This is a genomic window from Micromonospora sp. BL4 (assembly GCF_003667505.1).
GTDB lineage: Bacteria > Actinomycetota > Actinomycetes > Mycobacteriales > Micromonosporaceae > Micromonospora.
Map to the genome: position 1 here is coordinate 1 of NZ_RCVJ01000053.1, position 23,641 is coordinate 23,641.

Annotated in this window: 21 protein-coding genes; 9 read left to right on the plus strand and 12 right to left on the minus strand. The window is 68.4% G+C overall.

Annotation, left to right across the window (positions count from 1 at the left end; all coding sequences use genetic code 11):
- Positions 1 to 238: 238 nt before the first annotated feature.
- Both EAD89_RS30195 and EAD89_RS30200 read right to left on the minus strand, forming a co-directional pair.
- Positions 239 to 1,126 (minus strand): hypothetical protein, encoded by an 888-nt coding sequence (locus tag EAD89_RS30195; RefSeq protein WP_147458736.1) that lies wholly within the window; start codon positions 1,124 to 1,126, stop codon positions 239 to 241.
- A gap of 151 nt (positions 1,127 to 1,277) precedes the next feature.
- The gene (locus tag EAD89_RS30200) at positions 1,278 to 3,335 is read right to left on the minus strand and encodes a transposase (RefSeq protein WP_147458737.1); all 2,058 of its coding nucleotides are present in this window, start codon (positions 3,333 to 3,335) and stop codon (positions 1,278 to 1,280) included.
- A gap of 327 nt (positions 3,336 to 3,662) precedes the next feature.
- Between EAD89_RS30200 and EAD89_RS02590 the strand changes: the two genes are divergently transcribed.
- The 3 genes from EAD89_RS02590 to EAD89_RS02595 all read left to right on the plus strand — a co-directional run bounded on the left by EAD89_RS02590 (position 3,663) and on the right by EAD89_RS02595 (position 6,221).
- Positions 3,663 to 4,805 (plus strand): helix-turn-helix transcriptional regulator, encoded by a 1,143-nt coding sequence (locus EAD89_RS02590; protein WP_121674550.1) that lies wholly within the window; start codon positions 3,663 to 3,665, stop codon positions 4,803 to 4,805.
- A 113-nt stretch (positions 4,806 to 4,918) separates the two neighbouring features.
- Positions 4,919 to 5,080: a hypothetical protein gene (locus tag EAD89_RS30655; RefSeq protein ID WP_199733387.1), complete on the plus strand. Its 162-nt coding sequence runs from the start codon at positions 4,919 to 4,921 to the stop codon at positions 5,078 to 5,080.
- Positions 5,067 to 6,221 (plus strand): helix-turn-helix domain-containing protein, encoded by a 1,155-nt coding sequence (locus EAD89_RS02595; protein WP_121674551.1) that lies wholly within the window; start codon positions 5,067 to 5,069, stop codon positions 6,219 to 6,221. The genes EAD89_RS30655 and EAD89_RS02595 overlap by 14 nt, the downstream gene beginning before the upstream one ends.
- A gap of 19 nt (positions 6,222 to 6,240) precedes the next feature.
- On the opposite strand, the gene EAD89_RS02600 is transcribed toward EAD89_RS02595, so the two are convergent.
- Complete coding sequence (locus tag EAD89_RS02600) at positions 6,241 to 6,942, minus strand: DUF4396 domain-containing protein (protein ID WP_121674552.1); 702 nt, start codon at positions 6,940 to 6,942, stop codon at positions 6,241 to 6,243.
- A 174-nt stretch (positions 6,943 to 7,116) separates the two neighbouring features.
- Between EAD89_RS02600 and EAD89_RS02605 the strand changes: the two genes are divergently transcribed.
- The 4 genes from EAD89_RS02605 (at position 7,117) to EAD89_RS02620 (ending at position 9,963) form a co-directional block, all read left to right on the plus strand.
- Positions 7,117 to 7,512: a VOC family protein gene (locus tag EAD89_RS02605; RefSeq protein WP_121674553.1), complete on the plus strand. Its 396-nt coding sequence runs from the start codon at positions 7,117 to 7,119 to the stop codon at positions 7,510 to 7,512.
- Positions 7,513 to 7,568: 56 nt separating this feature from the next.
- Positions 7,569 to 8,204: a TMEM175 family protein gene (locus EAD89_RS02610; protein ID WP_199733388.1), complete on the plus strand. Its 636-nt coding sequence runs from the start codon at positions 7,569 to 7,571 to the stop codon at positions 8,202 to 8,204.
- 267 nt (positions 8,205 to 8,471) lie between these two features.
- Entirely contained in the window at positions 8,472 to 9,107 is a 636-nt protein-coding gene (locus EAD89_RS02615; protein ID WP_121674554.1) for a DUF6518 family protein, read from the plus strand.
- A 412-nt stretch (positions 9,108 to 9,519) separates the two neighbouring features.
- The gene (locus tag EAD89_RS02620) at positions 9,520 to 9,963 is read left to right on the plus strand and encodes a DUF5990 family protein (RefSeq protein WP_121674555.1); all 444 of its coding nucleotides are present in this window, start codon (positions 9,520 to 9,522) and stop codon (positions 9,961 to 9,963) included.
- Between the two features lie 37 nt (positions 9,964 to 10,000).
- Here the strand turns inward: EAD89_RS02620 and EAD89_RS30375 are convergent, their stop codons facing one another.
- The 7 genes from EAD89_RS30375 to EAD89_RS02660 all read right to left on the minus strand — a co-directional run bounded on the left by EAD89_RS30375 (position 10,001) and on the right by EAD89_RS02660 (position 18,899).
- Positions 10,001 to 10,936: a hypothetical protein gene (locus EAD89_RS30375; protein ID WP_158610697.1), complete on the minus strand. Its 936-nt coding sequence runs from the start codon at positions 10,934 to 10,936 to the stop codon at positions 10,001 to 10,003.
- 99 nt (positions 10,937 to 11,035) lie between these two features.
- Positions 11,036 to 11,410 carry a VOC family protein gene (locus EAD89_RS02635; RefSeq protein WP_121674557.1) on the minus strand — a complete coding sequence of 125 codons (375 nt, stop codon included), beginning with the start codon at positions 11,408 to 11,410 and terminating at the stop codon, positions 11,036 to 11,038.
- 272 nt (positions 11,411 to 11,682) lie between these two features.
- Entirely contained in the window at positions 11,683 to 12,738 is a 1,056-nt protein-coding gene (locus EAD89_RS02640) for a glycoside hydrolase family 43 protein (RefSeq protein WP_233578121.1), read from the minus strand.
- A gap of 82 nt (positions 12,739 to 12,820) precedes the next feature.
- Complete coding sequence (locus EAD89_RS02645) at positions 12,821 to 15,964, minus strand: GH92 family glycosyl hydrolase (RefSeq protein ID WP_121674559.1); 3,144 nt, start codon at positions 15,962 to 15,964, stop codon at positions 12,821 to 12,823.
- 143 nt (positions 15,965 to 16,107) lie between these two features.
- Positions 16,108 to 17,310, minus strand: coding sequence for a hypothetical protein (locus EAD89_RS02650; protein WP_121674560.1), 1,203 nt, complete (start codon positions 17,308 to 17,310; stop codon positions 16,108 to 16,110).
- Positions 17,297 to 17,818 carry an RNA polymerase sigma factor gene (locus EAD89_RS02655; RefSeq protein ID WP_121674596.1) on the minus strand — a complete coding sequence of 174 codons (522 nt, stop codon included), beginning with the start codon at positions 17,816 to 17,818 and terminating at the stop codon, positions 17,297 to 17,299. Before EAD89_RS02655 ends, EAD89_RS02650 begins: the two co-directional genes overlap by 14 nt.
- A 61-nt stretch (positions 17,819 to 17,879) precedes the next feature.
- On the minus strand, positions 17,880 to 18,899 hold the full coding sequence (locus EAD89_RS02660; RefSeq protein WP_121674561.1) for a trans-acting enoyl reductase family protein: 1,020 nt from the start codon (positions 18,897 to 18,899) through the stop codon (positions 17,880 to 17,882).
- A gap of 95 nt (positions 18,900 to 18,994) precedes the next feature.
- Here EAD89_RS02660 and EAD89_RS02665 point away from each other — a divergent pair, with 95 nt between their 5' ends.
- Together EAD89_RS02665 and EAD89_RS02670 are read left to right on the plus strand one after the other, a co-directional pair.
- Positions 18,995 to 19,948, plus strand: coding sequence for a helix-turn-helix domain-containing protein (locus tag EAD89_RS02665; RefSeq protein WP_121674562.1), 954 nt, complete (start codon positions 18,995 to 18,997; stop codon positions 19,946 to 19,948).
- Positions 19,949 to 20,106: 158 nt separating this feature from the next.
- Entirely contained in the window at positions 20,107 to 20,493 is a 387-nt protein-coding gene (locus EAD89_RS02670; RefSeq protein WP_158609771.1) for a DUF2267 domain-containing protein, read from the plus strand.
- Between the two features lie 35 nt (positions 20,494 to 20,528).
- On the opposite strand, the gene EAD89_RS02675 is transcribed toward EAD89_RS02670, so the two are convergent.
- Both EAD89_RS02675 and EAD89_RS02680 read right to left on the minus strand, forming a co-directional pair.
- A complete protein-coding gene (locus EAD89_RS02675; RefSeq protein WP_147458738.1) occupies positions 20,529 to 22,337 on the minus strand; it encodes a hypothetical protein in 1,809 nt (602 codons plus the stop codon).
- Positions 22,338 to 22,605: 268 nt separating this feature from the next.
- The gene (locus tag EAD89_RS02680; protein ID WP_233578130.1) at positions 22,606 to 23,526 is read right to left on the minus strand and encodes an LD-carboxypeptidase; all 921 of its coding nucleotides are present in this window, start codon (positions 23,524 to 23,526) and stop codon (positions 22,606 to 22,608) included.
- Positions 23,527 to 23,641 lie beyond the last annotated feature (115 nt).

Sequence of the window (23,641 nt, forward strand, 5' to 3'; positions counted from 1 at the left end):
CTGCCTGGGGTTGCGCGGCGGGTGCTGTTGGCGACGGGGGAGGGGGTCACGGTGATGCGGGACCGGATCGAGCTGCCGGCGGAGACCGCGGCGATCGTGTCGCTTTGAGGTGTTACGCGTATGGAAGACCTATTTCCTCGGTGGAGGTAGCGATAGTGGTAGCCCACAAAGTTCGTTGTTAACCTCATGCCTTCAATACGCCGTTCCAGTTAACTCGAGCCTGGCGGCGGCCAGGCGTCTAGACATCTTCTGATGCTGCTCCAGCGGTGGTTGAATGGTGAGGTAGCAGAATCGCGAGCGCTACCTCCTTAGCTGCCGCATCCCGTGAATCGATCGATGCCTTATCCAGCAATCTTTCGGCGATCAGATACCTCGACAGTTCGAGTGGCTGGGCGAAGTAGGAGCGGAGGTGATTCGCAGATTCTTCTTGCGCCTTAACGAACGTTCGACCTACGTAAGCGGCGAGTCCCGCCCCGACCGCACCGAGCGCCCCGGCGATTGCGGCTCCGGTGCTGTTCTGCGCGCGGACGATAGCTACTGCTGCAACCACAATTACGGCGAAACCTACTATCATCGCGTATTGTGCGTTCCGAAAACTTTGGCGAGCCTGGGCGGTCGCTATTTCATGATAGTAATCAAGTCGCTTCTGGTTCACGTTCCATAGCTGGAAGAAGTCAGACTCAGATGCGCCCTCGCTGGCCGTTCGGAGCCCTTCTTCCGCCTGTTCGAGACGGTGATGTGCGTTGGAAAGTAACCTCGTGTCCCTAAAGTGTGATAACCGTTGCTTATAGATACGGAGCGCAATGGTGATTCCGACGAAAGACCAAAGCAAGCTGGCAGGGCCGGACTCGTAGGCGTTAAAGAAGTTGTTGGTCCATATCCCAAAAGCGCTACTGACGTTCCCGCTAGGCCTGTTCATGTAGAAGAATGCGAAGCTCAAGATCTGTGAGATCGATATAACCACGACTGCGAGGATTAGGGCCCCACGGCGGTCCCTTGACTTCCTCCAGGCTACCCGTTCCTGGGCTACCTCGAGGTCTGGGAGGGCATCTATCACCTTGGAACTCTCCTGTGACTTCGAAGAGTGGTTTCGTGCTGGTTGTGACTGGTTATCGAGGTCATTCACACTGGGGATGGTCCGTGATCTCGCAACAATCTCACTGCAACTGTCGCCTATCGGACAACATTTTGTGCGGCTCGCACCATCGGGGGCGTTGTCATTGCGGGGGCTTCGGTTGAATCCAGCCCGATAGCCGGGAACACCACCAGACGTACCCTTAAGAAATCGCACGCTGTGTCTCGTCGAGCCGCTCATAAAGATGCGTGTCCTTTGGCTTTCCATTCCGAGCTTGCCGAAGGAAAACCAGCAGGTCTTTGTCGCGTAGTAAGAGTACGATCCCATCTTTGGCTTGGCTCGTTCGCTTTACATGTTCGTAGTAGTGATTCTTCAGTTCACCCCGGTAGCAGATAAACACCAATCTTCCCGCAGCGTTTGTGATGTAATACTGCGCTTGGTGGAAGTCGCTAGCGCTGAGGTTTTCGTAGTTCTTACACTCAAAGATCACTTGGCTCGCTAGGTATCGGGTCTTAACAAGTTCCCAAAATCCGCTTTGGGCCCGGTTGCTGGCGACCCAGTCGCGTCTGATGGTGCCGTCTGCGTCCCGAACCTGGCTAACCACATTATCTAGGACTCGGAAGAAGCAGAGCTTGATAACCTCGCCGACCAGTTCTTCGAATGCAGTAGCGTCTTCATTCCCCGTCGGCAGCGCCTTGAGCTGCTCAATGAGACTGTCAAGCTTTGCTTGGTATTCACTGAATTCAAGAGCTCCGGGAAGTTCAGTCAAGAGGCCGACCTTCTGGAACTGCTCATCACTCGCGAAGTTGCGAACAAGCAGATCGCGAAGATCTAAAGCCTCCCAGTAACTCGGATGTATGACCATATCGGTCGAAGTGGTGACGGGGGGTGGCGTCGTATCGCGAGGGCCCAGAGAGCGATAGACAATTTGCTTATCTTGGCCTGATCGCTTCTTCTGCTCCAAGCCTAAAAATCCGATATTGTAGAGGAGTCGCACAAAAATCTGTGGGTCTGAATGTTCGTATAGCCAAGACTTGCAGGCACTCTCAACCTCTGCATCATGCATCAACCGCGTAAGGAATGCGCCCATTCCTCCGAGAGTCCACCGTTGACCGAGCCCATAGAATCTCCCGAGTACCAGCGATATCTGCGGATAGTTCTCCTGATATTCGTCTCCTAGGTCGTCCAGACGACTGGTGGAGAATCTCCGCCTCGCGTCCTGTAGGTCCTCAATCAGCACCTGTTCGTGCTTGTGGGACTGCGCTGTGTCGAGAGCGAGGCCAGTATAGGTGAGCACATCGCGGGGCCGATGTTGACACAGTGTAAAAACGTGATCCTGTGCATCTTGGCCCTCCTCGAAGAAGAGATTCCAGGTTAAGCCGTTGAGGGGGTATTTTGCGGTCAGTGGAGCATTTAAACGCCGTTCTACCATCTCAAGAAGCTGCTCCCTGCTCCAGTCAAGTCCAACAACACAGGTTTCGAGACGGGCAAACTCGCTGTCAACGATCCGCACCCGCTCGAAAATGTTCTCGCGTAGAAACATCAGAACCCGCATACCTGACATGTTGCTGTTAATTTCCACGCATGCATGCATCATCGCGGCCAGATAGACGACGGCCTGCTCACTCCCGTCCCAGGACTCATCGATGGCATCGAGGAGCACGCTATATGGCGAACGGCCCACCCCCTCTGATTCCATAGCCTTTGCAATCAACTTCGGCCTCTTGATTGCGCGGACCCATTCCTTGTCATCATTCTCGGCCAGGGGCTTTGTTAGTTCTTCTATAAAGGTCAAGGCCCGCAGATCGAAATCCAGATCCCCGGTCTCTTCGATCTCTTCTACTAATGTGGAAGACAGGGAACGCGAGTGAATCCCGCTCGCCTCCTGCCAGGTGAATAACACCTCGTCCTGTAGGCTGCGTCTGAAGGCTGCAACGAGCGACTTGAAGGGGCGCTGCTTCGCGTCTCTGAATTTGTCGAGGGAAAGTAGAGAGCTGCTGGGCGAAAATATTTCGGGGCGAATTACGATTACGTTCGACATCGTTGAGTCGATATACCGGGTGATCGTGGTCTTCCCAGTTCCCCGGCGGCCCACGAAGAAGCAGTGCGGATTGTGGAAGTCGGCCGCGGCATTGAGCGCGGGAGTATGAACGAAGACATCCCGTTGACGCAGAGTGGTATCGTATTCCGCGAACGATTGTCCGAGGTGTACCTTTTCAAGAGTTCGTCGCGGAAGTTTTTGCACTTTTTCTTTGACCATGACTCCGCGTCACCTTCCCGGCGAGAGTGCCAACGGTTCTGAGGATGGTATCGGTCAGACTGAAGTTCCGGCAGCACCTCACGGCCAGCAAAGTCAGCCGGTTTGGCGGCCGTGGCCGCGTTGCAGCGGGCCGTCGCAGGGTTCATGTGACTGGCGACTTGTAGTTGGATTGCCAACGGGTAGAGGGATCGCCGGTCTTATCGGCCACCAGGTTGCCAGATCCGGCCGTTATCGTGGACAACCTCGATCGTGCTGAAGGAGTACGGTGGATGGGCGACCGACTGTTGCTTAGTGATCACCATGGTCGTCTGAGGTAGGAGCCTTGCCGTGCCTCCACGCGCGAACACCATCGTCGATTCACGTTTCATTGCTGAGCTGCGGCGACTTCGGGAAGAGCGGGGCTTGTCCCTTCGGCAACTCGCCGCCGCAGTCAACTACGGCAAGAGTCTGATCCACCAGCTAGAAGCGGGGCAGACGAAGCCGACTGTGGGCATCGCCACCCGACTCGATGACGTCCTTGATGCGCACGGCGCCTTGGCTGCGCTGGTCGTCGATGCTCCTGCTGATATTGAGCGTTTGGCGTATGTGGCGGCGTGCCCGCGCCGGGTCGACCGTGCTGCCGCCGAAGCGCTTGCCGGACTTTTGGCCGGCTACCGCCGCCTAGAGGATGCCATCGGGCCGGGCCCCATCATGGAGCCGGTTCGTGCCCACCTCGACACTGTGACCGGTCTGCTGCGGGAAGCTCGAGACGACCTGCGGCCGCGGATCATCGACGTTGCTGGGCAGTGGGCACAGTTCGCGGGCTGGCTGAGCATCGCCCGGGGTGAGGAGCGCGCTGCCACAGCCTGGAACGCAAGGGCCTTGCGATGGGCCACTGAGGCCGGCAACACGGATCTGATCGCCACCGTGCTGTCCTTTCAGGGGCACCAGGCAGAGTTGCGGCACGACCTGCCGACCATGATCGAGTTGTCGCGGGAGTCACGGCGGGACGAGACGGTGAACACGGCGCTGCGCGCTTACTGTGCAGGGCAGGAGGCCAGGGGGCTAGCCATGGCTGGAGCAGCTAGCGCAGACGTACTCGCGCGGCTGTCGGAGGCGTTGGACCTCTCGGGTCAGGCGGCAGAGGAACCATTGTCCCCTTGGGGCTACTGGTACACACCATCGTTTTTCGCTGTTCAACAGGGCAGTGTCTGGCGTTACTTGGGTGCTGAGGACAGTCGTGCGAACGATCACGCGCTGGAACTGCTGACGGCCGGTGTCGCAGGCGTCAGCGAGGACGCCGGCGGCGCAGAATGGCACGGCCGCAACCTGGTGCATCTCGCCGTCGCTCAGGCGCAGGCCGGGGATGCGGCGGCGGCCCGCGAAACCCTGGCGGCGGCAGACGCCATTGCCCTGGCCACGGCGTCCCGAGAACTCGCCCGCCAGGTGACCGAGGCTGTCCACCATCTTCGACTGTCCGCTATGCCGTAACGGACGCGTTTCGCCTGGTCCGCCACCGATCGTCACATAGACGATGACGGTGGGTGACGGCGTTGGTGCTACTCAGAGACTGATGCCGCGCCCGCTGTTCGATGGAGGTGGGCATGCAAAACGACGAGTCGGCAAACAAGGGCGAGCAGTCCGAAGCTGCCGAGCGAGAAGCCGCCAAACAACGCCTCCTCGCCCAAGCCGAGGCGAAGCGCGTACCGGTGGAGGACACGACCCGCGCGGTCCCGGACCGGCGGTGGCGGCGTGGCCAGCGATGACCTGCCGATCGGCCGCCGGGTGGCACGCTGGCGGGTGCGGCGGTCGATGACCCAGCAGATGCTGGCCGACCGGCTCCGCAGGTCGAAGAGCTGGGTGGACAAGGTCGAGCGAGGCGTCCGCACTCTGGACCGGTACTCGGTGATCCAGGAGCTGGCCCACGTGCTGCGGGTCGAGCCGGAGGTGCTGCTCGGCCAGCCTCGGAGCACGCCTGCTGGCACGCCGGACGGGGTGGACGACATCCGGGCCGCTCTCGCCCGCTACGACACTCCACAAGCCCCAGCCCAGACAACTGAAGAGCTGCGAAGGCAGGTCGGGCACGCCTGGTTGACCTACCAGCACGCGCACTACGCGCAGTTGGTGCGGGTGCTGCCGGGTCTGCTCGACGCCGCCCAGGGCGCGCAGTCAGCGGAGCTGCTGGTGCAGGCGTACCGGATCACCTCGTCGGTGCTGGTGAAGCTCGGCGAGGCCGACCTCGGGTGGCTGGCGGCCGACCGGGCGATGGCCGTGGCGGGCGACGATCCGGTCCTCGCGGCGACGGCGGCCGTGTCGGTCGGGCAGGCGCTGCGCGCTTCGGGCCGCGACCGCCTGGCCCTCGCCGCGACGCTCGCCGCCGCGAACCGCATAACACCGACGCCGCGTCGGTCGGCGGGGGAGTGGGCCGTGGGTGGGACGCTGCTGCTCCAGGCCGCCTTGGCCGCCGCCGGCTGCGGCGACACCCGCCGCGCCGACGAGCTGACCGATCGGGCCGCGGGGATCGCCGCGCAGCTCCGGGTGTACGACGACCCGCACCGGACCAGCTTCGGGCCGATCGTCGTCGAGCTGGCGCGGGTGCTGGTGGCGGTCCTGCGGGGTGACGCCGCCGAGGCGGTGCAGCGGCACGTGGTGGTGATCCGGCGGGAGGCGTGGCGGCGGCTGCCGGCCGAGTATCGGGGCGCGTACCTCGTGGATGCCGCGCGGGCGTACCTCCAGGTTGGTGACCTGCGCGGCGCCGCACGCGCCCTCGTGGACGCGGACAGTGTCGCGCCGGCCGAGGTTCGGTGCCGGCCTCTGGCGCGTACCGTGATCGCCGACGTTGCCCGGGGTCACCCGGCGCCGGCCGGCGTGGCGCGACTGGCGACGCTGGTCGGCCTCACGCGCTGACCGGAAATCGTGCCCGCACCTACTGGTAGGGACGTCGGCTCGGTTCGATTTTGACCCCTCGGCCGAGCTGCCAGGAGGCGGTGGGCCACGCCGCGATGTAGCCGGCTACCAGTCCTATCTGGCCCGAGAACCAGAATGTTGGGTTGTCGGCTCGCATGAGTGGCTCCGGAAAGACGATGTGATGCGCCAGCGTCAGCCAGGCGAACAGGGCGAACTCGAAGGCGGTGATGGTCAGCAGTTCGGCCTTGACGACGGTTGACAGTGCGGGCCAGATCTTCGTGACGCCGCGGCCCGTCGCGCCGAAGTATCGGAAGAGAACAGCTATCGCCACCGCCGTCAGATAGTCGCCGGCGTAATCGACCCACAGCGTCTTGTGGCCATGCTCGGATTTGATGACGTACAGGGCGACCTCGGCGACGACGAAGCCGAGAGCGCAATGGGCGCCGCAGCGAGACACGTTGGTGGCGAGAATGCCGCGCCGGGGCCTTCGGAGCGGATCGTCGTGCTGCGGTCGCGAAAATGCCTCGGGCCTACCCCAGTTCCAGTAGAGCAGGATGGCTGCCGGGCCGATGTAGAGGACGGTCACCGGCCAGACGAGTTCCATGATCTTGACCGGCTGGCGGTGCCCGCGAAGATAGGTGTCGGCAACGACAGTCGCAAGGCTGATGAATCCAACCGCGAGCGACGCCCACGAAAGCGCCAGGAGCCAGGTCGGTTGCATTCCTGCCCCTTCCGCACGCTGGGCGCCGATGCGCCGTCCGTGGCCGGACGTGGGGGACCGCTGACCGGTGTGAAACGACCGAGGGCGTGTAGGTGATACTGGCCGACGCGCGAAGCCTCGCGCTGTCGAACGGGCGACATGATTTGAGCCCTGCTCACACTATCGGGGAGAGTCGTGACAAGTAGGTTCACCGAGTTGACCGTCGACTGCCACGATCCAGAGCGGCTCGCTGCCTTCTGGTGCCAGGTCCTGGATTTCCAGGTGATCGACCGGGGCGAGGGCAAGGTCGAGATCGGCTCCTGGGTGCCGACCGTCGAGGATGTGCGGGCCCGCCAGATGCCGCCCACCGTGGTGTTCATCCAGGTGCCCGAGGGCAGGGCCGGAAAGAACCGACTGCACCTCGACGTCAGCCCGATCGACGGCAGCACCGAGGACGAGGTGACCAGACTGCTCGGCCTCGGCGCCACCAGGACGGATGTGGGCCAGGGCGTTGGCCGGAGCTGGGTGGTCATGGCGGACCCGGAAGGCAACGAGTTCTGCGTCCTGCGCACCCTGGCACCGCAGAACTAGGCCGGCGCGGGCTGCGGTCGAGCACGGCGGAAGCGGACAAATAGCATACTTGGGGCATGCGTTCCAAGAGCGACGCCCCGCGGCTCGCACGTGGTCCGGGCCGACTGGTGGCCTTCAGCGACGCTGTCTTCGCCATCGCGGTGACGCTCCTCGTGCTGGAGATCCAACCGCCGGCAGACTTCGGGCACCTCCTGCGGGGCCTCGGGGCGCTGTGGTCGTCGTACCTGGCGTACGCGCTGAGCTTCCTGCTCATCGGGCAGGTGTGGGTCAACCACCACGTCATGTTCGACCGTGTCCGGCACGTCGACCACCGGGTCTTGTTCTTCAACACGTTGCTCCTGATGGTCATCGCGTTCCTGCCGTTCTCCACGTCGCTCCTCGCCGGCGCGTTGCGCGCGGAGGAGGGCCTACGCACGGCGGTCGTCGTCTACGGCAGCACACTGTGGACGGCGGCCGCCCTGTTCAACGTCACGTGGGCCCATCTCCGCCGCGCCGAACTGCTGGACCCCAGCCTCGGCCCCTTCGCCGCCCGGGCCATCGGCCGCCGATTCGCCCTCGCGCTGCTCTGGATCGGCTCCGGCATCCTCGTCGGCGCGTTCGTGCCGATCGCCGGCGTCGTCATCATCGCCGGCTTCCTCCCCGCCTACTACCTGCCCATCCGAGGCGAGTACGGCGAGGACGACGACGGTTGATTGACTGGCCGGCATCGCGGCCGGGTCGATGGTTTGCCCGCAGATCCCTGGCCCGACCGAGGAGGTGAAGCCCGTGAACGCAGTTCGCACGTGGTGCTGCTGGGTCGGGGTGGACGACACGTTTCTGTCCCGCCACCCGGGCCTGACCTGACCGGTACCGGCGTCCGGCGCGAGGCCGGGCGCCGGTACCGACAACATCACCAGGGCCGGTCGCGCGGACGAAGGGCCGACCAGGTCCGCAGGGCATACTCGGTATGCTCTGCGGCCATGCGACCTGGTGACCGCACGGTGGCGCTCGCCTCCGTGGTGGGCGGATTCCTGCTCGGCTTTCTCGACTTCTGCTGGATCAAGTGGCTGCCGTTTCCCCTGGCAGAACTCGGCAACTCCACCGCCACCTGGGCGGTCGCCGCCTTCTCCTTCGGGTACTGGGTGCGGTCCGGGCGGCTGCGCTCCGCACTCGGCGCCGCATTCCTGCTCGTCGTCGCGGTGCCCAGCTACTACCTCGCGGCGGCACTCCTGCAAGGCGACGACCTCGCCGTGCTCTGGGCGCCGACGTCGCTGGTCTGGATGTTCTTCGGCGTACTCGCCGGAGTGGTCTTCGGCACCGCCGGCACCTGGGCGCGCGGCGCGGGGTGGCGGCAGATCGTCGGGATGGCGCTGCCCGCCGCCGTGTTCTTCGAGGAGGCGGCCCGTTTCGCTCGCAAGGCGACCGACCCCGACCATCCGGCCGGCGCGTGGTGGAACGTGGCCATCGACCTCGCGCTGGGCCTGCTGATCGTGGCGCTGACCGGCGGATCGCTTCGTCGGCGGGCGCTCGCCGTCGCGGTGGCCGTGCCGCTGGCCGGCGCGATTCTGGTGAGCTTCGCGGTGGCCGGCGGGACCGTCTCGTCGGCCGGTTGGTAGGGCGCGCCGCACTCCCGCCAGCGGAATCTCGAACGGCGGCTGCCGCACAGGTACCGGGGCGGCCGAACGCGCCTGTCACCCGTAACCCACAGGGCCGCCGCCGACGGACCAGGTCAGCGTGTGGGTCAGGTCTTGCGAACCGCGCTGGTGAGATGTCGCGGGCGCCGGTCTTTGCGCTGGCCGCGGCCAAGGCCGCTGCGGGTGGATGTGGTCGTTAGGGATATACCTGTGAGTCATAAATATGCCTGTGAGGTATCACGCTCACTTGGGACATGACCCCCGGATCCGCCTCGCGGCGAGCCCTGGCGCCCGGCACCCCGCCAACGAGCACGCAGCGCTAGGACAATCCCGCCACGTCACCCGTTCTCAGCAGCGGAATATCGAACGACGCGGCCGTACTAGGGTCGGTGGAGTGCGGATCCGGATCGAGGGCAGCGACCTGCCGGGGCGGCGGGCCGGTGCGGAAGCCGACGCGCTGCGGCTCGGCAACGTGCACGTCGGGGTCCAGCGCAAGGCCGAGGTGGTTGATCAGGTGCCGGCCGACGCGGCGACGGCGACCTGGTCCTTCGAGGTGTCCAGCCGGGAGATCGACGGGGTGCTGGACGTCGGCGGACCGTGGGTGCATGGCCGCCCCGGAGCGCGGTTCCTGTATCTGAGCTGGGGCGCGGTGACCGACGACGGCTTCGCGATGTTCCGGCGGGCGAAGTTGATGTTCACGGACATCCCGACCGAGCTGCTGCGCGCCGCACACGAGGGCAACGGAACGCTGGCGGGCCGGGTCGGCCTGACCGATGCCACCGGCGGGCCGCTGTGCGCTCGGGTGCGCCCTCCCGGCGTCGCCTGGTCGGTGGAGTGACCACCGGACGGTGACACGGCCTCCGCCGTTGACCCGGTCACCGGCCGCAGGCCTGGCACGCGTCGCGGGTGCGGAGGTGGTAGTCGCTGGACGCCGCGATCAGTCCGAGCCCCAGGACGCAGTACGCCGACATCGCCACCCAGAGGAACGCGTCGGAGAACTCGCTGACCGATCCCGACGACACCTGCACCAACCCCATGCCGAAGTAGGCGACGATGCCCACCCCGAGCCCGAAGCCGGGTACCAGCAACAGCAGCCGAGGGATCGTGCGGCCGGCGAGCAGCGGCACCCACCCCGGCCAGATCTCGCCCCAGCGGTGTACCAGGGCCAGCGGCAACAGGACTCCTGCCAGCACCAGGCCGATCTCCAACCCGATGATGGAGGCGTCCTGCGTGAGACCGTCGAATCCCACCACGGCCTGGGCCGCGAAGCGGGCGACGAGGCCGGCCACCGCGGCGTACGTGGCCCAGCGTGCCCACCGCGCCGGTGCTGAGCGCCGCGAACCCGGTCGGACCGTCCGGCAGCAGTCCTGACAGTCTCCCCGGGTGCGCCGCTGATAGCGGGCGGTGGCCACGCCGAGCAGGGCCGCTCCGGTGACACAACCGAGCCGGCTGGCGAACGCCAGCGGGTCGAAGTACGGGCCGACCGTGAACAGCAGGAAGCCCACCAACTCCGGCAGGAGGATGGCCGCTGCCGCGATCAGTGCCCCGACGACCGTCCAAGCGGCTCCTGCGAGCGCCGGCCGCCAGGTCGTCACCCGCTCCAGAGCAACCGCCAGACCACCCGCGGCCACGCACAACGCCACCGACCGCCAGCCCGTGAAACCGAGCAGATCCGCCCCGAACCTGCCGAAATCCGGAGCCTCACCGACGGTCCACGCCAGACGTACGCCCCCGTATGCCACGGCCCAGCCGAGCACCGCGTACGTCAGGCCGTGGCCACTCCGGCGAGCGATCGATGCCGATGGCGTCATGCACCCGATCCTTCCGACGCCCCGGCCCGGGCGGCCCCCGCCCGCAGGGGAAGTCCGTCCCCCGCGGGAGGGACCTGATACAGCGGCGGTCGGGACCGGCTACAGGTACGGTCGCGTGATGATCTCGATGGCGTGCCCCGCCGGGTCGAAGAAGTAGAACCCGCGCCCGCCGTGCTCGGTGTTGGTCTCACCCTCCCGCTTCATCTGCGGGTCGGCCCAGTACGTGATGCCACGCTCCTCGATGCGCGCCAGGCACCGTGCGAACAGTTCGTCGTCGACGAGGAACGCGTAGTGCTGCATCTGGATGTCCACCGGCGGTTCGGCGAACTGGAGCAGCACACCGCCGTCGAGCAGGACGTTGACGAACGGACCCCACGATGGTGCCTCGGGCAGCTCGAACAGCTCCCGGTAGAACGCGGCCGACGCGTTCCTGTCCTTCGTGGCGATGATGGTGTGGTTGAACGTGACTGTCACCCGTACCGTCTTCCCGGTCGATCCGAAGACCCGGCCGGAAGCCCGTGACGTCCACCAACCGCACCGAATGACAAAGCCCCGAGGGCGCCGACGCCCCGGACTCCGCGCGAGACACACGTACGTCGTGTTGATCTCGGCGTGGCGGCTGACGTAGCCACAACCTCCGGGGGGTAGGCCCATCTGGGGCGCGACCGAACGGTAACACGGCGGCCGCGAAGGCCGACGCCGCGTCCCTGCCACGCTGGTCGGCGTCGGCCCTTGCGGCGTACCGGTCACTCGAAGAACTTGATGCTGAACCCGGTGTCCGTCGTCGGGCCGGGCACGTTGGCGCGGCGGTAGGTAGTGTTGCCCCACCAGCAGAAGGTGCCGGTGTACCAGTAGCGGTTCGCCCAGCTGTACGGGGTGCCCTTGGGCACGGCGTGGAACATCAGGGGGAACCTCGGCCCGGCCGGCGGGCTCGTGGCGATGTCGCCGTTGAGCAGCACGAAACTGTGGTGGCCGGGGCCGTCGACGTGCAGGGTGGGATCCCAGCCGGCCATCATGGTGGCCCGGTTCGAGCCGAACAGGCAGCCGTTGGACTTGTACCAGTCCCACACGTACGTCGGGTCGCCGCCGGCGCGCAGTCGCAGGTCGGCGAGGCAGTACTGGTTGCTCCAGCTGCCGTTGGCGGAGTAGACGATGTGGAGCTGCCCGTTGGGGTCCCTGATCGCCTCCGGGGCCTCGTTGATGTACGGGTTGCCGACGACACGTTCCCAGCTCTCCCGCGGCTGGGAGATGATGAACCGGTTGCCGGTCGGGGTGAGCGGATCGCTCATCCGGCTGAGGTAGATGTTCTGTTCGACGTTGGTGTCGCCGGCCCAGCCGGACCAGACGAACCACCGCTGGCCGTTGAAGGTGAACAGGCTGCCGTCGATGGCCCACTTGCCGCCGGGCAGCGCGAGCTGCCGCTCGGCCGTGTAGCCGCTGGCCGGGGACGCGGAGCTGATCGCGTACATGCGGTGGGCGGGGCCGCGCCCGGCCGAGAAGTAGATGTAGTAGCGGCCGCCGTCGGTGACGATCTCCGGGGCCCAGACCTCGCCCAGGTTGCGGGTGTCCGACCACACCTGTCGTGCCGGTGCGGCGGCCAGCGCGTCGGTCGACGCCGCCTGGCGGACGGCGATGCCGCCGTTGAGCGACTGGACGGAGATGTAGGTGCCGCCGACGCGGATCACGCTCGGGTCGGCGGCCCGCAGGCTGGTCTGTCCGGCCGCCGCCGGCCCGGCGCCGACGGTGGACAAGCCGACGGCGAGCACGACGGCCAGTACGGCGGGAAGGATGCGAACGTTCACGGTGGTGTGCTCCCTGCGCTCGGTGGGGCGGGGCGGGGCGGGGAGGCCGCCTGAGCGGCTCAGGCGGCCACCCCGGGGGTGCTCAGGATCCGTACACCTCCACCTCGTAGAGGCGGGCGGCCTGGTCGGTGGTCTGGGTGGGGGTGAGCACGTTCAGCCGTACGTACCGGCCACTGGCCGAGACCGGATGCTCGCTGGCGTCGGCCGTGTTGCCCCGGACCGGCGCCACGGTTGTCCAGGTGGCAGCGTCGGGGGACACCTGAAGGTCGAAGTCCCGGGTGTTCCAGGCCGGGTTCTCGCCGCCCGCCCCGGCGTGCAGGACGCGGATGCTGGTGATCGAGCGGGTGGCGCCGAGGTCGATCCGCAGGAACTTGCTGGCGCCGGTCGAGCACCACTTGTCGGTGTTGCCGCCCGAGGCGCTGCCGTTGACGGCCTTCTCCGGCCCCTCGGTGCTCGCGCACTGGGAGTCGGCGACGGCCGGTCGGTTCAGCGCGAGGTTGGTCGCCGTCGCGCCGCCGTACACCTCGAACTCGTTGATTCTGGCCGCGTTGTTGCCGTTGTTGGTGGGGGTGGTGATCGCGAGCCGGACGTGGCGGGCGGTGACCGCCCCGATCGGGTGGTAGGTGCGGCTGGACCGGTTGCCGGTCACCGTCGCGCGGGTCGTCCAGGTGGCGCCGTCGGTGCTGGTCTGGATGGTGAAGTCGGCGGTGTTCCAGCCGGTGGTCTCACCGCCGAGCCCGACGTGCTTGACGACGAACGAGCGCACCGTCTGGTTGGCGCCCAGGTCGACCTGGAGGGTCTTCGTTCCGGCGGCCAGCGAACACCACTTGCTGGCGCTGCCGAGCCTGCCGTCGAACGCCTTGTCGGGGCCCTCGGTGCTGTTGCAGGCGGCGGAGCCGGTGGCGGGCTTGCCGGCGGCGAGGTTCGTGCCCAGCTCCGGGGCCGCCGGCGGTGGGGTGAACCCGTCATTGAACGACGGCGGCACGTTGGCCGGGTTGGTGCCCCAGGCCGACGGCGCGCCGCCCATCGTGTACGACAGGGTGCCGCCGGCGGCGATGTCGGCGTACCGCAGCCAGGGCCGCTGCGTCGACGTGCCGTTCACCGACAGGCCCTGGACGTACTGGTTGCCCTGCCCGGCGGCGGGAGCGGTGATCTGCAGGTCGCCGGTGGGCCGGTCGACCAGCATCGAGGGAAAGAGCGGGCCGTGCAGCGCGAGGGTGTCCGCACCCGGCGTCGGCGGGTACATGCCGAGCGCCGACCAGACGAACCACGCCGAGGTGGCGCCGAGGTCGTCGTTGCCGGGCAGGCCGCCGGGGCCGGTGGTGAACGACTCGTTCATGATCCGGCGTACGGCGGCGCTCGTGCCGGCCGGCGCCGCCGCGAAGTGGTACGCCCACGGCACGCCGTGCTCCGGCTCGTTGCCGATGTAGAAGTACGGCTGCGACTGCCCACCGTTGGTCTGGGTGAAGTGGTGGTCCAGCCGCTGGATCGCGGTCTGCCGCCCGCCCATCAGGTTGATCAGACCCGCGAAGTTGTACGGGACCATCCACGTGTACTGCGAGGCGTTGCCCTCGACGAAGTTCGACTGGCTCGCCGGGTCGAGCGGCCAGGGCCAGGTGCCGTCTGCGTTGCGCGGGTGCACGTAGCTCGACTCGGTGTTGAAGGTGTTGCGCCACCACTGGGCGCGCGTCATGTGCGTGTTGTACGTGGCGGTGTCGCCCAGCGCGCGGGCGAACTGGGCGACGGCGAAGTCGCTCGCCGAGTACTCCAACGAGTCCGACGGGTCGCCGTCGATGTACTGGCGTTGCACGTAGCCGCTCTGCCGGCCCCGGATCGGGCTGCCCTGGGTGGTGCCGCCGGCCGAGCTCTTCTTCATCAGCGCCAGGGCCGCGGCGGTGTCGAAGGCACGGACGCCGAACTGGTAGAGGCTGTCCACGATGATCGGCCCGGGATCGCCGGTCATCACGAACGCCTCGTTGTGGTTGTGGGACCACTTCGGCAGCAGGCCGCCCTGCTGGCCGTCGAGCACCATCGACTTGGCGATGTCGGCGGCCTCCTGCGGCGCGAGGTAGGTGATCAGCGACGCCCACGAGCGGTAGATGTCCCACCCGGAGTAGTTCTGGTACACGGGGTGGCTCGCGGTGTGGATGGCGTTGTCGAACCCGCGGTACTGCCCGTTGACGTCGGTGGAGATGTTGGGATTGATGAACACGCGGTACAACGCGGTGTAGAACTTCTGGAGGTCGGCGGCCGTGCCTCCGGTGGCCTGGATCCGGTTCAGCACGGCGTTCCACTGCGCGTCGGCGTTGGTGCGCACGGTGTCGAAGGCGAAGCCGGACTGCTCGGCGGCCAGGTTGGCGGCGGCGCCCGCCTGGCTGACGAACGAGATGCCGACCTTGGCCTGCACGACCGCGTTGCTGGACGTGTCGAAGGTGAGGTAGCCGCCCGAGTTCGTGCCGCTGACGCTGGTGCCGCCGGCGGTGACGGTGCCACCGAGCCAGGTGCCGGTGCCGCTCGGCGCGCGGTCGAACTCCATCCGGTAGAAGATCTGGTACGTCTTCGAGCTGCCGCAGAAGCCACCACCGGTGACGCTGCCGGTCACGGTCGAGCCGTTGATCGCGAGCGAGCCGGCCCGGCTGCCGGTGGCGCTGCGACTGGGGTTGATCAGCACGCGGGCGCTGGTGGTGGCCGGGTACGTCAGTCGCAGCGCCGCCGTGCGGGTGGTGGCCGAGGCCTCGACCCTCGTGTTGCCGTAGTTGCTGAGCACCGCCTGGTAGAAGCCGGGCCTCGCCTGTTCCTGGCTCTTGTTCTGGGTGGCGCGGTACGACGTCCAGGCGGTGCCCGGCGAGGAGCCGAGGGCGCCGGTGATCGGCAGGATGCCGAGGTCCTCGTTGTTGGCGCAGCCGGCCCCGTTGAAGTGGGTGAGGCTGAACTCCTCGATCTGGGTGTCGCTGAACCGGTACCCCGACGGTGAGGCGGTCGGGGTGTCCGGGCTGAGCTGCACCATTCCGAACGGCTGGATCGGGCCGGGAACGGTGCTGCCGCCGGCGCCTCCGCCGACCGGGTTCGGCGCGTTGCTGTCGTCGGTGCCGATGAACGGGTTGACGTACGAGGTGAGGTTGAGCGGCGCCGCGGCGGCGGGCGCGGCGACGGCGACGAGGACGGACGTGCCGGTGATGGCAGTCGCCAGCAGGCTGAGCAGACGGGACGGGCCTGATCGGGGCATGAGGCGGACCCTCCTTCGAGGTGGTGACACCCGGATGACATCGTTGTCATAGATGGGCGTCGAACTCCTGTGTAGGCCCCCGATGAGGAGACTGTCAATGGCCCGGACGTGTGGCGGTGCTGCCGCCACACGTCCGGGCCCGCTCAGGGTGCGAGCGTGAAACGCGTCCAGCTGGTCGCGTCCGTGGTGAGCAGGAAATGGTCCGGCTCACCCGTCGACCCGTCGTCCGGGCCGAAGAGCCAGGCGTACCCGGGGGCGACGCTGATTGATCCGACGGCCGTCCCGTACTCCCGGGCGACTGTGAAGTGCCGCCCGTCGTCCCTGCTGACCAGCAGCGTCGCGCGGCCTTCGGCCCCGGTGCCACCGCTCGGCGTGATCGCCAGCAGGGACCCGTCGGACCCGACCGTGAGGTCCCAGTGCGTCCGGACCGGCAGGTCCGCGCCGGTGTCGGTCCAGGTCTTCCCACCGTCCGCCGTTCTGAGCAGCCGCGTCCCGCCACCCGCCCTCTGGGTCAGCAGGTAACCTTCCCGGTCGTCGACCCCCACGATCGCCATCACGTAGCCGTCCTCACCCACCTCCCAGGTGGTCCAGGTCGCGCCCCGGTCGGAGCTACGGGCGACGGTCGCTCCGGAGGGGCTCGGCGTCTGGTACGCCGCCCAGATCGTGCCGTCGGGGCTGGGGTAGAGGTTAGCGAGCGGACGCCACGACGGCGCCTTGCCGCTCAACCGGTACACGGTCCCGGTCGACGGATCCACCGCCAGCGCCTCCTGTAGCGCTCCACAGCCGAACCCGCAAAAGACCGGCCGGGCCGTCGCCGGGAACGTGGGAACGGCAACGATCGCCTCGTTCGCTTCCCGCCAGGTTCGGCCGTAGTCCGTGGAGAGGCGGGAGTATCCCCTGTCACTGACCAGGTAGGATCGGTCGCTGAGCACGGAAAACTCGAGATCGCCCGCCGTCGGCGTGGGATCGGCCGCGCATCTGGCGCCCTCGAACCGGGCCGCGTCCCAGTCCGACCAGCTCCGGCCCCGGTCGTCGGTGACAGCGAACCGCAGGATGCAGTCGTTCTGCCGCACGTCCACACCGGAGTCGGGACCGGTCAGCGTGAAGTCGCTCAACTGGTTGGGGCGGGGCGACGGTTCCGCCGGCCGCGCCGGCGTGGCCCGGTCCGGCCCCGCCACGAGCGGCACGACGCTCACGCCGGCCAGCGCGAGCAGGGCGGTCGCCACCACCGCCACCGACCGCTGCCTGCGGAAGCGGGCCGTGGAGCGCAACTCTTCCAGGGGCGGCTGCCGGACGGCCTCGGCGATCGTCTCCACGTCGAACCCGGAGAACTCACGAGCGAGCATCGATCCTCCCGGTTTCCGTGGTGTCGGTGGCGTCGGAGTCGGTGAGCAGCGCCGCCAGGGCGGTCCGCCCCCTGGAGAGCCGGGACTTCACCGTCCCGGCCGAGACGCCCAACGTGGCGGCGACCTCGTCCACCGGCAGGTCGACGAGGTAGTGCAGGGCCAGGGCCTGCCGCTGCCCCTCGGGCAGCCCGCGCAACGCGGCGAGCAGGGCCAGGTGCTCCGGCGAGTGGTCGGCGACGGCCGGCGGCGGGCCGATCCGGCGCAACAGCCCATCGAGTACGCGCCGACGCCGGAACCGGCTGCGGGCCACGTTCACCGCGACCCGGCGCAGCCACGCCTCCGGGTTCTCCAGCTCGGCGAAGCGCCGGGGCGCGGCCAGCGCCTTGGTGAACGCCTCCTGGACCGCCTCCTGTGCCTCGTTCAGGTCGCCCGTCACCGCGTACAGCTGAACCACCAGGCGCCGGAAACAGCCGGCGTAGAGCTCGGAGATCAGATCACCGTCGGACACCGCCACCCCCCTTCTTCCACCAGTCCCACCAACGGGCGGGGGAGAAGGTTCCGGTGGCCGGTCAGAATATGTCGAGCGAGATGTGCGCGGACAGCGCGCGGAGGAAGTCGGGCGCGTCGAAGATCGCGCCGGCGGAGGCGACGCCGCTCGTCCTCGTCCGGCCGCCGAGAATGCGATGGACCGCCTCGACGGCGAGGGGTGCGCTGATGGCGTAGATGTCCTGGCCGCTGGCGACGACGCGTCGCCGCGTGTCGCCGGATCGCACGACGACGTCGACGATGAACGTCTGCGCGGACCGGCCGAGCTCGTCGACCACCGCCGGAGCGGGTGTGCCCGGAGCGGCCAGGTCCCGGGCCGCGTCGGTGGTCATGTGCGTGCGTACCTCGGGAATGGACAGATGACTGGGAACCGTGACGACGTCGGCCATCGTGAACTCCCCGAGGACGGGCCGGCGGCCCAGCGGAGCGGGGAAGTCCCATTCCAGCCTCGGCAGGTCACCCGCCTCGACGTAGTCCAGCCGGCCACCGGTGTAGCGGACACGCCGACCGTCGCGCCGCTCCCGGGAGACGGCGCCGGCGGCAAGCGTCCCGGCCGTGGGGTGCCAGCTGCTCAGTCCGTACGCGACGTGCGCCTCGTCGGCCGCCGTCCAGTTCCCCATCGCCGTCGTCACCAGCAGATCGCCGAGTCCGCCGAAGAAGGCCATCGCCGGAACCACCGCGACGCCGGCGGCCCGCGCGCGGTCGGTGAAGTGCGTGAACGTGTCGACGTTGGCCTCGATCTCGGCGGCCACGTCGACGTACGGGATCCCGGCGCGTAGCGCGGCCTCGATCACGGGGGCCGCGGTCGAGGCGAACGGGCCGGCGCAGTTGACGACCGCGGCCGCGCCCTTCAACGCCCGGTCGAGCGAGGCCGGATCGTCGACCGACGCTACCCGGTATTCGAGCCCCGACGCCGCCAACGCCCGAAGCCTGCCCTCGTCGCGACCGACAAGAAGTGGGACGAACCCGCGATCGCGCAACTCCGTCACCACGAACCGCCCGGTGTGCCCGTACGCACCGAAGACCGCAACGTTCCGACTCATTTGACGTTCCCCTCGAAGATCGACTGAGAAGAGCCTCCCGCAGCGGTGAGCCTCGGACCAGTGTCGGGAACGCCATGCCCCGTACACTTTCGGACATGGCCACTGTCGCGATCGCCGCCACCGACGGAATGCTGCACTTCGAGCTCGCCATGGCCTGCGAAGTCTTCGTCCGTGACCCCTCCGGCCAGGCGGACCCGTGGTACGACGTGGCAGTCTGCGGCCCCGGCCCGGTCCGGATCGGCCGGTTCCGGATGGAGCCGGACGGCGGATTGGACCGGCTCGCCCGGGCCGACACGGTGATCATCCCGGCCGTGGAGGACATCGACGCGGACGTACCACCCGAGCTGCTAGACGCCGTCCGCGCGGCCTCCGAGGCGGGCGCTCGGATGGTCTCGCTGTGCACGGGTGCGTTCGTGCTGGCCGCCGCCGGGGTGCTGGACGGGCTGCGCGCGACCACGCACTGGGCCCACACCGAGGCGCTGGCAGCCCGCTATCCCCGGGTGCAGGTCGACCCGGACGTGCTCTACGTCGACAACGGCACCGTGCTCGCCTCCGCCGGCAAAGCCGCCGCGATCGACCTGTGCCTGCACCTGATTCGCCGCGACCACGGCTCGACGGTCGCCAACGCCGTCGCACGCCGCCTGGTCGTGCCGCCGCATCGCGCCGGCGGGCAGGCCCAGTACGTCACCACCCCGGTGCCCGCCCGCGACGACCATCCGCTCGCCAACCTGTTCCCCTGGGCGCTGGAACGGCTGAACCGACCGTTGACCGTCGAGGACCTCGCCCGCAAGGCGAACATGAGTTCGCGCAACCTGGCCCGCCACTTCAGGTCGGCGACCGGCACCACCTCGCTGCACTGGTTGTCGACGCAGCGGATCCGCCGGGCGCAGGAGCTGCTGGAGAACACCGACGACAGCATCGATGCCATCGCCGAGGCGGCCGGCATGGGAACCGCGGCGACGTTGCGCCGACACTTCCACCGCACCGTCGGAGTGCCTCCGGACGCCTACCGCCGCACCTTCCGCAGCGCCGCATCCTCGACCGGCTGATCCGCATGGTTCGCGGCGAGATGCGAGGTCCTTCCCGCCCGACGGCCGGGTGTCCGGGTCGACGGGTGAGCCCGTTTGCGGTCAGGGAGCCTGGGAACTCGCCCCGTTCGTCCGCCGGTAGGCCTGACGGCCGGCCGAGAAGACGGAAGGAGCGGGTCATGGAGTACGAGCAGATGATCGCCACGGTACGGAAGCGCGCGGACCTCGGCGAGAACGAGGCCGTGCGGTCCATCCAGGCCGTCCTGTCGGTGCTCGGCGAACGACTCGCCGGACAGGAGGCCGACCACCTCGCGGCACAGCTACCGGAGGGGTTGGACGCGTCGGTCACCCGTAACCCGCAGGGCCGTCGGTGGGACGTCGGCGAGTTCCTGAAGCACGTCGGTGACCGGGAGCAGGTCGCGAACGCGGACCAGGTACGTCAACACGCCCAGGCGGTGTTGCGTACGGTGGCCGAGGCGCTCGACGACGACCAGCGTCACGACCTGCTCGCGCAGCTTCCCGGCGGCATCACCGATCTCTTCGGAGTTCCCACCCCGCGCGGCTGAGCACCCCGCAAAGCCGCGCCCGCAGGCCGCGCAGGTCAGGTCTTGCGGACCGCGCTGGTGAAGCCCGCGATGAAGAGGGTGGCGAAGCTCCAGGCGAGCAGTTGCAGGATCCAGCCGGCAATGGTGAGGATCTGACCGGCGGCGGCGTCGGTGGGTTGACAGCGGTCGCGGGCGCCGGTCCTGAGCAGTGGGGTGCCGAGGTCGAGGCCGACACCGATCTGGTCGATGGTCGTGCAGGCGGCGGCAGCGCTGGTCGCCGGCTTCTGCGCGAGGCCGCCGTGGTGGCCGCCGACGACGCTGAGGGTGACGGCGAGCGCCAGTGCGGCGAGGAGCATGAGCAGGGCACGCCAGGGCTGGTAGCCGTAGCCGAGGGTGATGCCGATGAGACGACCCCACGCTCGTTCGGCGATGGTCAGCCCGGCGCGCTGGATCTGATCGCGGCGTTGGGCGATGAGGACGGTGCGGGCGTCGCGGTCGTGGCCCACGGCCCGGTAGGCGGCGGCAAGGTGCTGGTAGGGCTGGGCGCTGTAACGGGGCGTGTGCTCGCGCAGCAGGGTCAACCAGCCCGGCAGTGACGCGGGGCGCGGCAGGCCGCTGTAGGTGAGCCCGTCCAGTTCGATCAGCGGTCCTGGACCGCGCGCCGTGCGCGTCATCCGATCGGTGTCGAAGCGGAGACCGCCGGCGATCCTCGCTCCGGCCAGCGCCAGCACCGCCACCTCGTCACCGCCGCTGGTGGCGTCGAATCCGTCATCCAGGAGCACGTCCTGATCGACCCGGGCGCTGCTGAGGTCGAGGGCGGGGCCGATCGTGTTCTCCAGTCGCGCGCCGCCGCAGGCCAGGATTCCGCCGATGTGTGCGCCGGCCAGGCCGATGGTGCCCCACTCGCTGGTGCTGGTGGCGGTGAAGTCGTCGTCCAGGGCCACGTCCCGGTCGACCGTGAGGACGTCGCCGTCCAGGACCGGTCCGGCGGTGTTCGTCAGCCGCGCACCGCCGGCGCTCAACGAGCCGATGTGGGCACCGAGCAGCCGGACGGTGCCCTGCTCGCTGGCGCTGCTGGCGGTGAAGCCGTTCGACAGCAGCACGTCCTGGTCGACCCGGAGGTTGTCGGCGTTGAGCGCCGGTCCGGCGGTGTTCTCCAGCCGTGCCCCACGGCAGTTGAGCTGCCCGCCGATGCGGGCGCCGAGCAGCCGGACGGTGCCGCGTGCGCTGGGACTGCTGGCGGCGAACCCGTCATTGAGGAACACGCTCTGGTCGGCCCGGAGGCCGTCGGCGTCCAGGGCGGGGCCCGAGCTGTTGTCCAACCGCGCTCCGCGGCAGTCCAACGTGCCGACGCGTGCGCCGGCGAGCCGAACGGTGCCGGCGGCGGCATCAGCGGTGGCCGTGCTTTCGTCGAGTGCGAGCACCCACGCGGTGCAGCGGGTGGCGTCGAGTGCCGCGTCCGCGGAACCGGGCGCCTGCTCGATGCGGCACCCGGTCAGGGCCACCGCTGCCAGCCGGGCGTTGCGGAGATTCACGCCGCTGGGCAGGAGGCAGTCGCGCAGCTCCAGCGCCAGCTCACTGGCGATGTTCTCCAGATCGATCTGGCCGGCGATCCGTGCTCCGCGCAGCCGCAGGCCGTGCGGGTCGGGCTCGTCGACCACCCGGCCGCGGACCAGGTCACGGATGACCGAAGCCGAGATCGTCCGGTCGTCGCCCCAGGACCGCATCGCCGCAACACCGACCGGCCCGTCACCGGCCAGATCCAGCACCTCGCCGCAGGCGACGGACTCGATCAGTCGCTGCTCCACCGGACTGTGCGTCGCGCCGTTCGCATCCCGCACCCGCTGCGCGCCCACTGACGTCATGGCACCCATCATCAACGACAGGTACGCGAGCGGCCCGCGCCACCACGCGGCTCGGACGGAAGACGGCCGTGCCACACCCCATCACACCGTCCGCGAGATCGGTCAGGTCGACGACCAGGCTGTTGCCCCGGCGGTCGCCGCGGGCGAGCGTACTCGTTGGGGAAATGACTGTGAGTCATAAATATGACTCTGAGGTATCACGCTTACCGGGGACACCGCCCCGGACCCGCCCTCCGGCGAGCCCCGCACGACGGCTCGGACCAGCCGGCTACCGGGGACGGACTCCCGGCTCCACCGTCAGCGTCCCCGCCACGGCGTCGATCGTGGCCCGCGAACCGAGCGGAACGGTGAGCTGCCCGTTGCCGTGGCCCAGCCGGAGCCCGCCGAGGACCGGTACGCCCAGGTCGTAGAGGCGGTCCTTCAGGACCGCCGCCGCGTCCCATTCGTTCGGACCGCCGACGCTGTTGGTGATCTGCCCGATCACCACCCCGGCGACCCGGGACAGCACACCCACCCGGCGCAACTCGGTCAGCATCCGGTCGATGCTGTACGGCGCCTCGTCCACGTCCTCGAAGAACAGGATGGTGTTGTCGAACTTCGGGGCGTCCGCGGCGCCCAGCGAGGTGGAGATCAGCGTGAGGCAACCGCCGAGCAGGGGACCCGTCGCCCGGCCCGGCACCAGCACGGGCGCCGCCGTCTCGGCAGGGTCCCGGGCGATGGTGACGGGTGCGGTCGTCATCACCGCCCGGCGAAGCGACTCGGCCGACTCCGGGCCGGTGCGGCTGTCGCTCCAGTTGACCATCGGGCCGTAGAAGGTGACCAGCCCGGCCTCGCGCCAGAGCCGGCCGTGGATGCTGGTGATGTCACTGAACCCGACGACCACCCGGGGGTCGCGACGGAGCCCGGCCACACTGATCCGATCGACGATCCGTTGGGTGCCGTAGCCGCCACGGGCGGCGAAGACACCACGGACCCCGGGGTCGTTCAGCGCGGCGTTCAGGTCGGCCAGCCGCTGCGCGTCCGTGCCGGCCAGATAGCCGTACCTGGCGAAGACGTGCGTGCCCAGCTCAACCTCCAGGCCCCAGCTCCGCAGGATCTCCACACCGCGGGCCATGTTGTCCGGGTTGGGAGTGCCGCCGGGCGACACGACCCGGACCCGGTCACCGGGGACCAGCACCGGCGCGCGCAACGCGCGCTTCGGGCCGCCGGGCGCGGCAGACGCCGCCTCGGCCGTGCCGGCCAGCACCGCGGCGCCGGCGGCGCCGACCCCGACACCCAGCACGTGCCGTCGGGACAGGGCGAGG

Bases quoted from the DNA above. Each gene is read 5' to 3' on its own strand.
- EAD89_RS30200 (WP_147458737.1), bottom strand. From the start codon at position 3,335: ATGGTCAAAGAAAAAGTGCAAAAACTTCCGCGACGAACTCTTGAAAAG.
- EAD89_RS30655 (WP_199733387.1), top strand. From the start codon at position 4,919: ATGCAAAACGACGAGTCGGCAAACAAGGGCGAGCAGTCCGAAGCTGCC.
- EAD89_RS02600 (WP_121674552.1), bottom strand. From the start codon at position 6,942: ATGCAACCGACCTGGCTCCTGGCGCTTTCGTGGGCGTCGCTCGCGGTT.
- EAD89_RS02610 (WP_199733388.1), top strand. From the start codon at position 7,569: ATGCGTTCCAAGAGCGACGCCCCGCGGCTCGCACGTGGTCCGGGCCGA.
- EAD89_RS02615 (WP_121674554.1), top strand. From the start codon at position 8,472: ATGCGACCTGGTGACCGCACGGTGGCGCTCGCCTCCGTGGTGGGCGGA.
- EAD89_RS30375 (WP_158610697.1), bottom strand. From the start codon at position 10,936: ATGACGCCATCGGCATCGATCGCTCGCCGGAGTGGCCACGGCCTGACG.
- EAD89_RS02645 (WP_121674559.1), bottom strand. From the start codon at position 15,964: ATGCCCCGATCAGGCCCGTCCCGTCTGCTCAGCCTGCTGGCGACTGCC.
- EAD89_RS02650 (WP_121674560.1), bottom strand. From the start codon at position 17,310: ATGCTCGCTCGTGAGTTCTCCGGGTTCGACGTGGAGACGATCGCCGAG.
- EAD89_RS02660 (WP_121674561.1), bottom strand. From the start codon at position 18,899: ATGAGTCGGAACGTTGCGGTCTTCGGTGCGTACGGGCACACCGGGCGG.
- EAD89_RS02665 (WP_121674562.1), top strand. From the start codon at position 18,995: ATGGCCACTGTCGCGATCGCCGCCACCGACGGAATGCTGCACTTCGAG.
- EAD89_RS02670 (WP_158609771.1), top strand. From the start codon at position 20,107: ATGGAGTACGAGCAGATGATCGCCACGGTACGGAAGCGCGCGGACCTC.
- EAD89_RS02675 (WP_147458738.1), bottom strand. From the start codon at position 22,337: ATGACGTCAGTGGGCGCGCAGCGGGTGCGGGATGCGAACGGCGCGACG.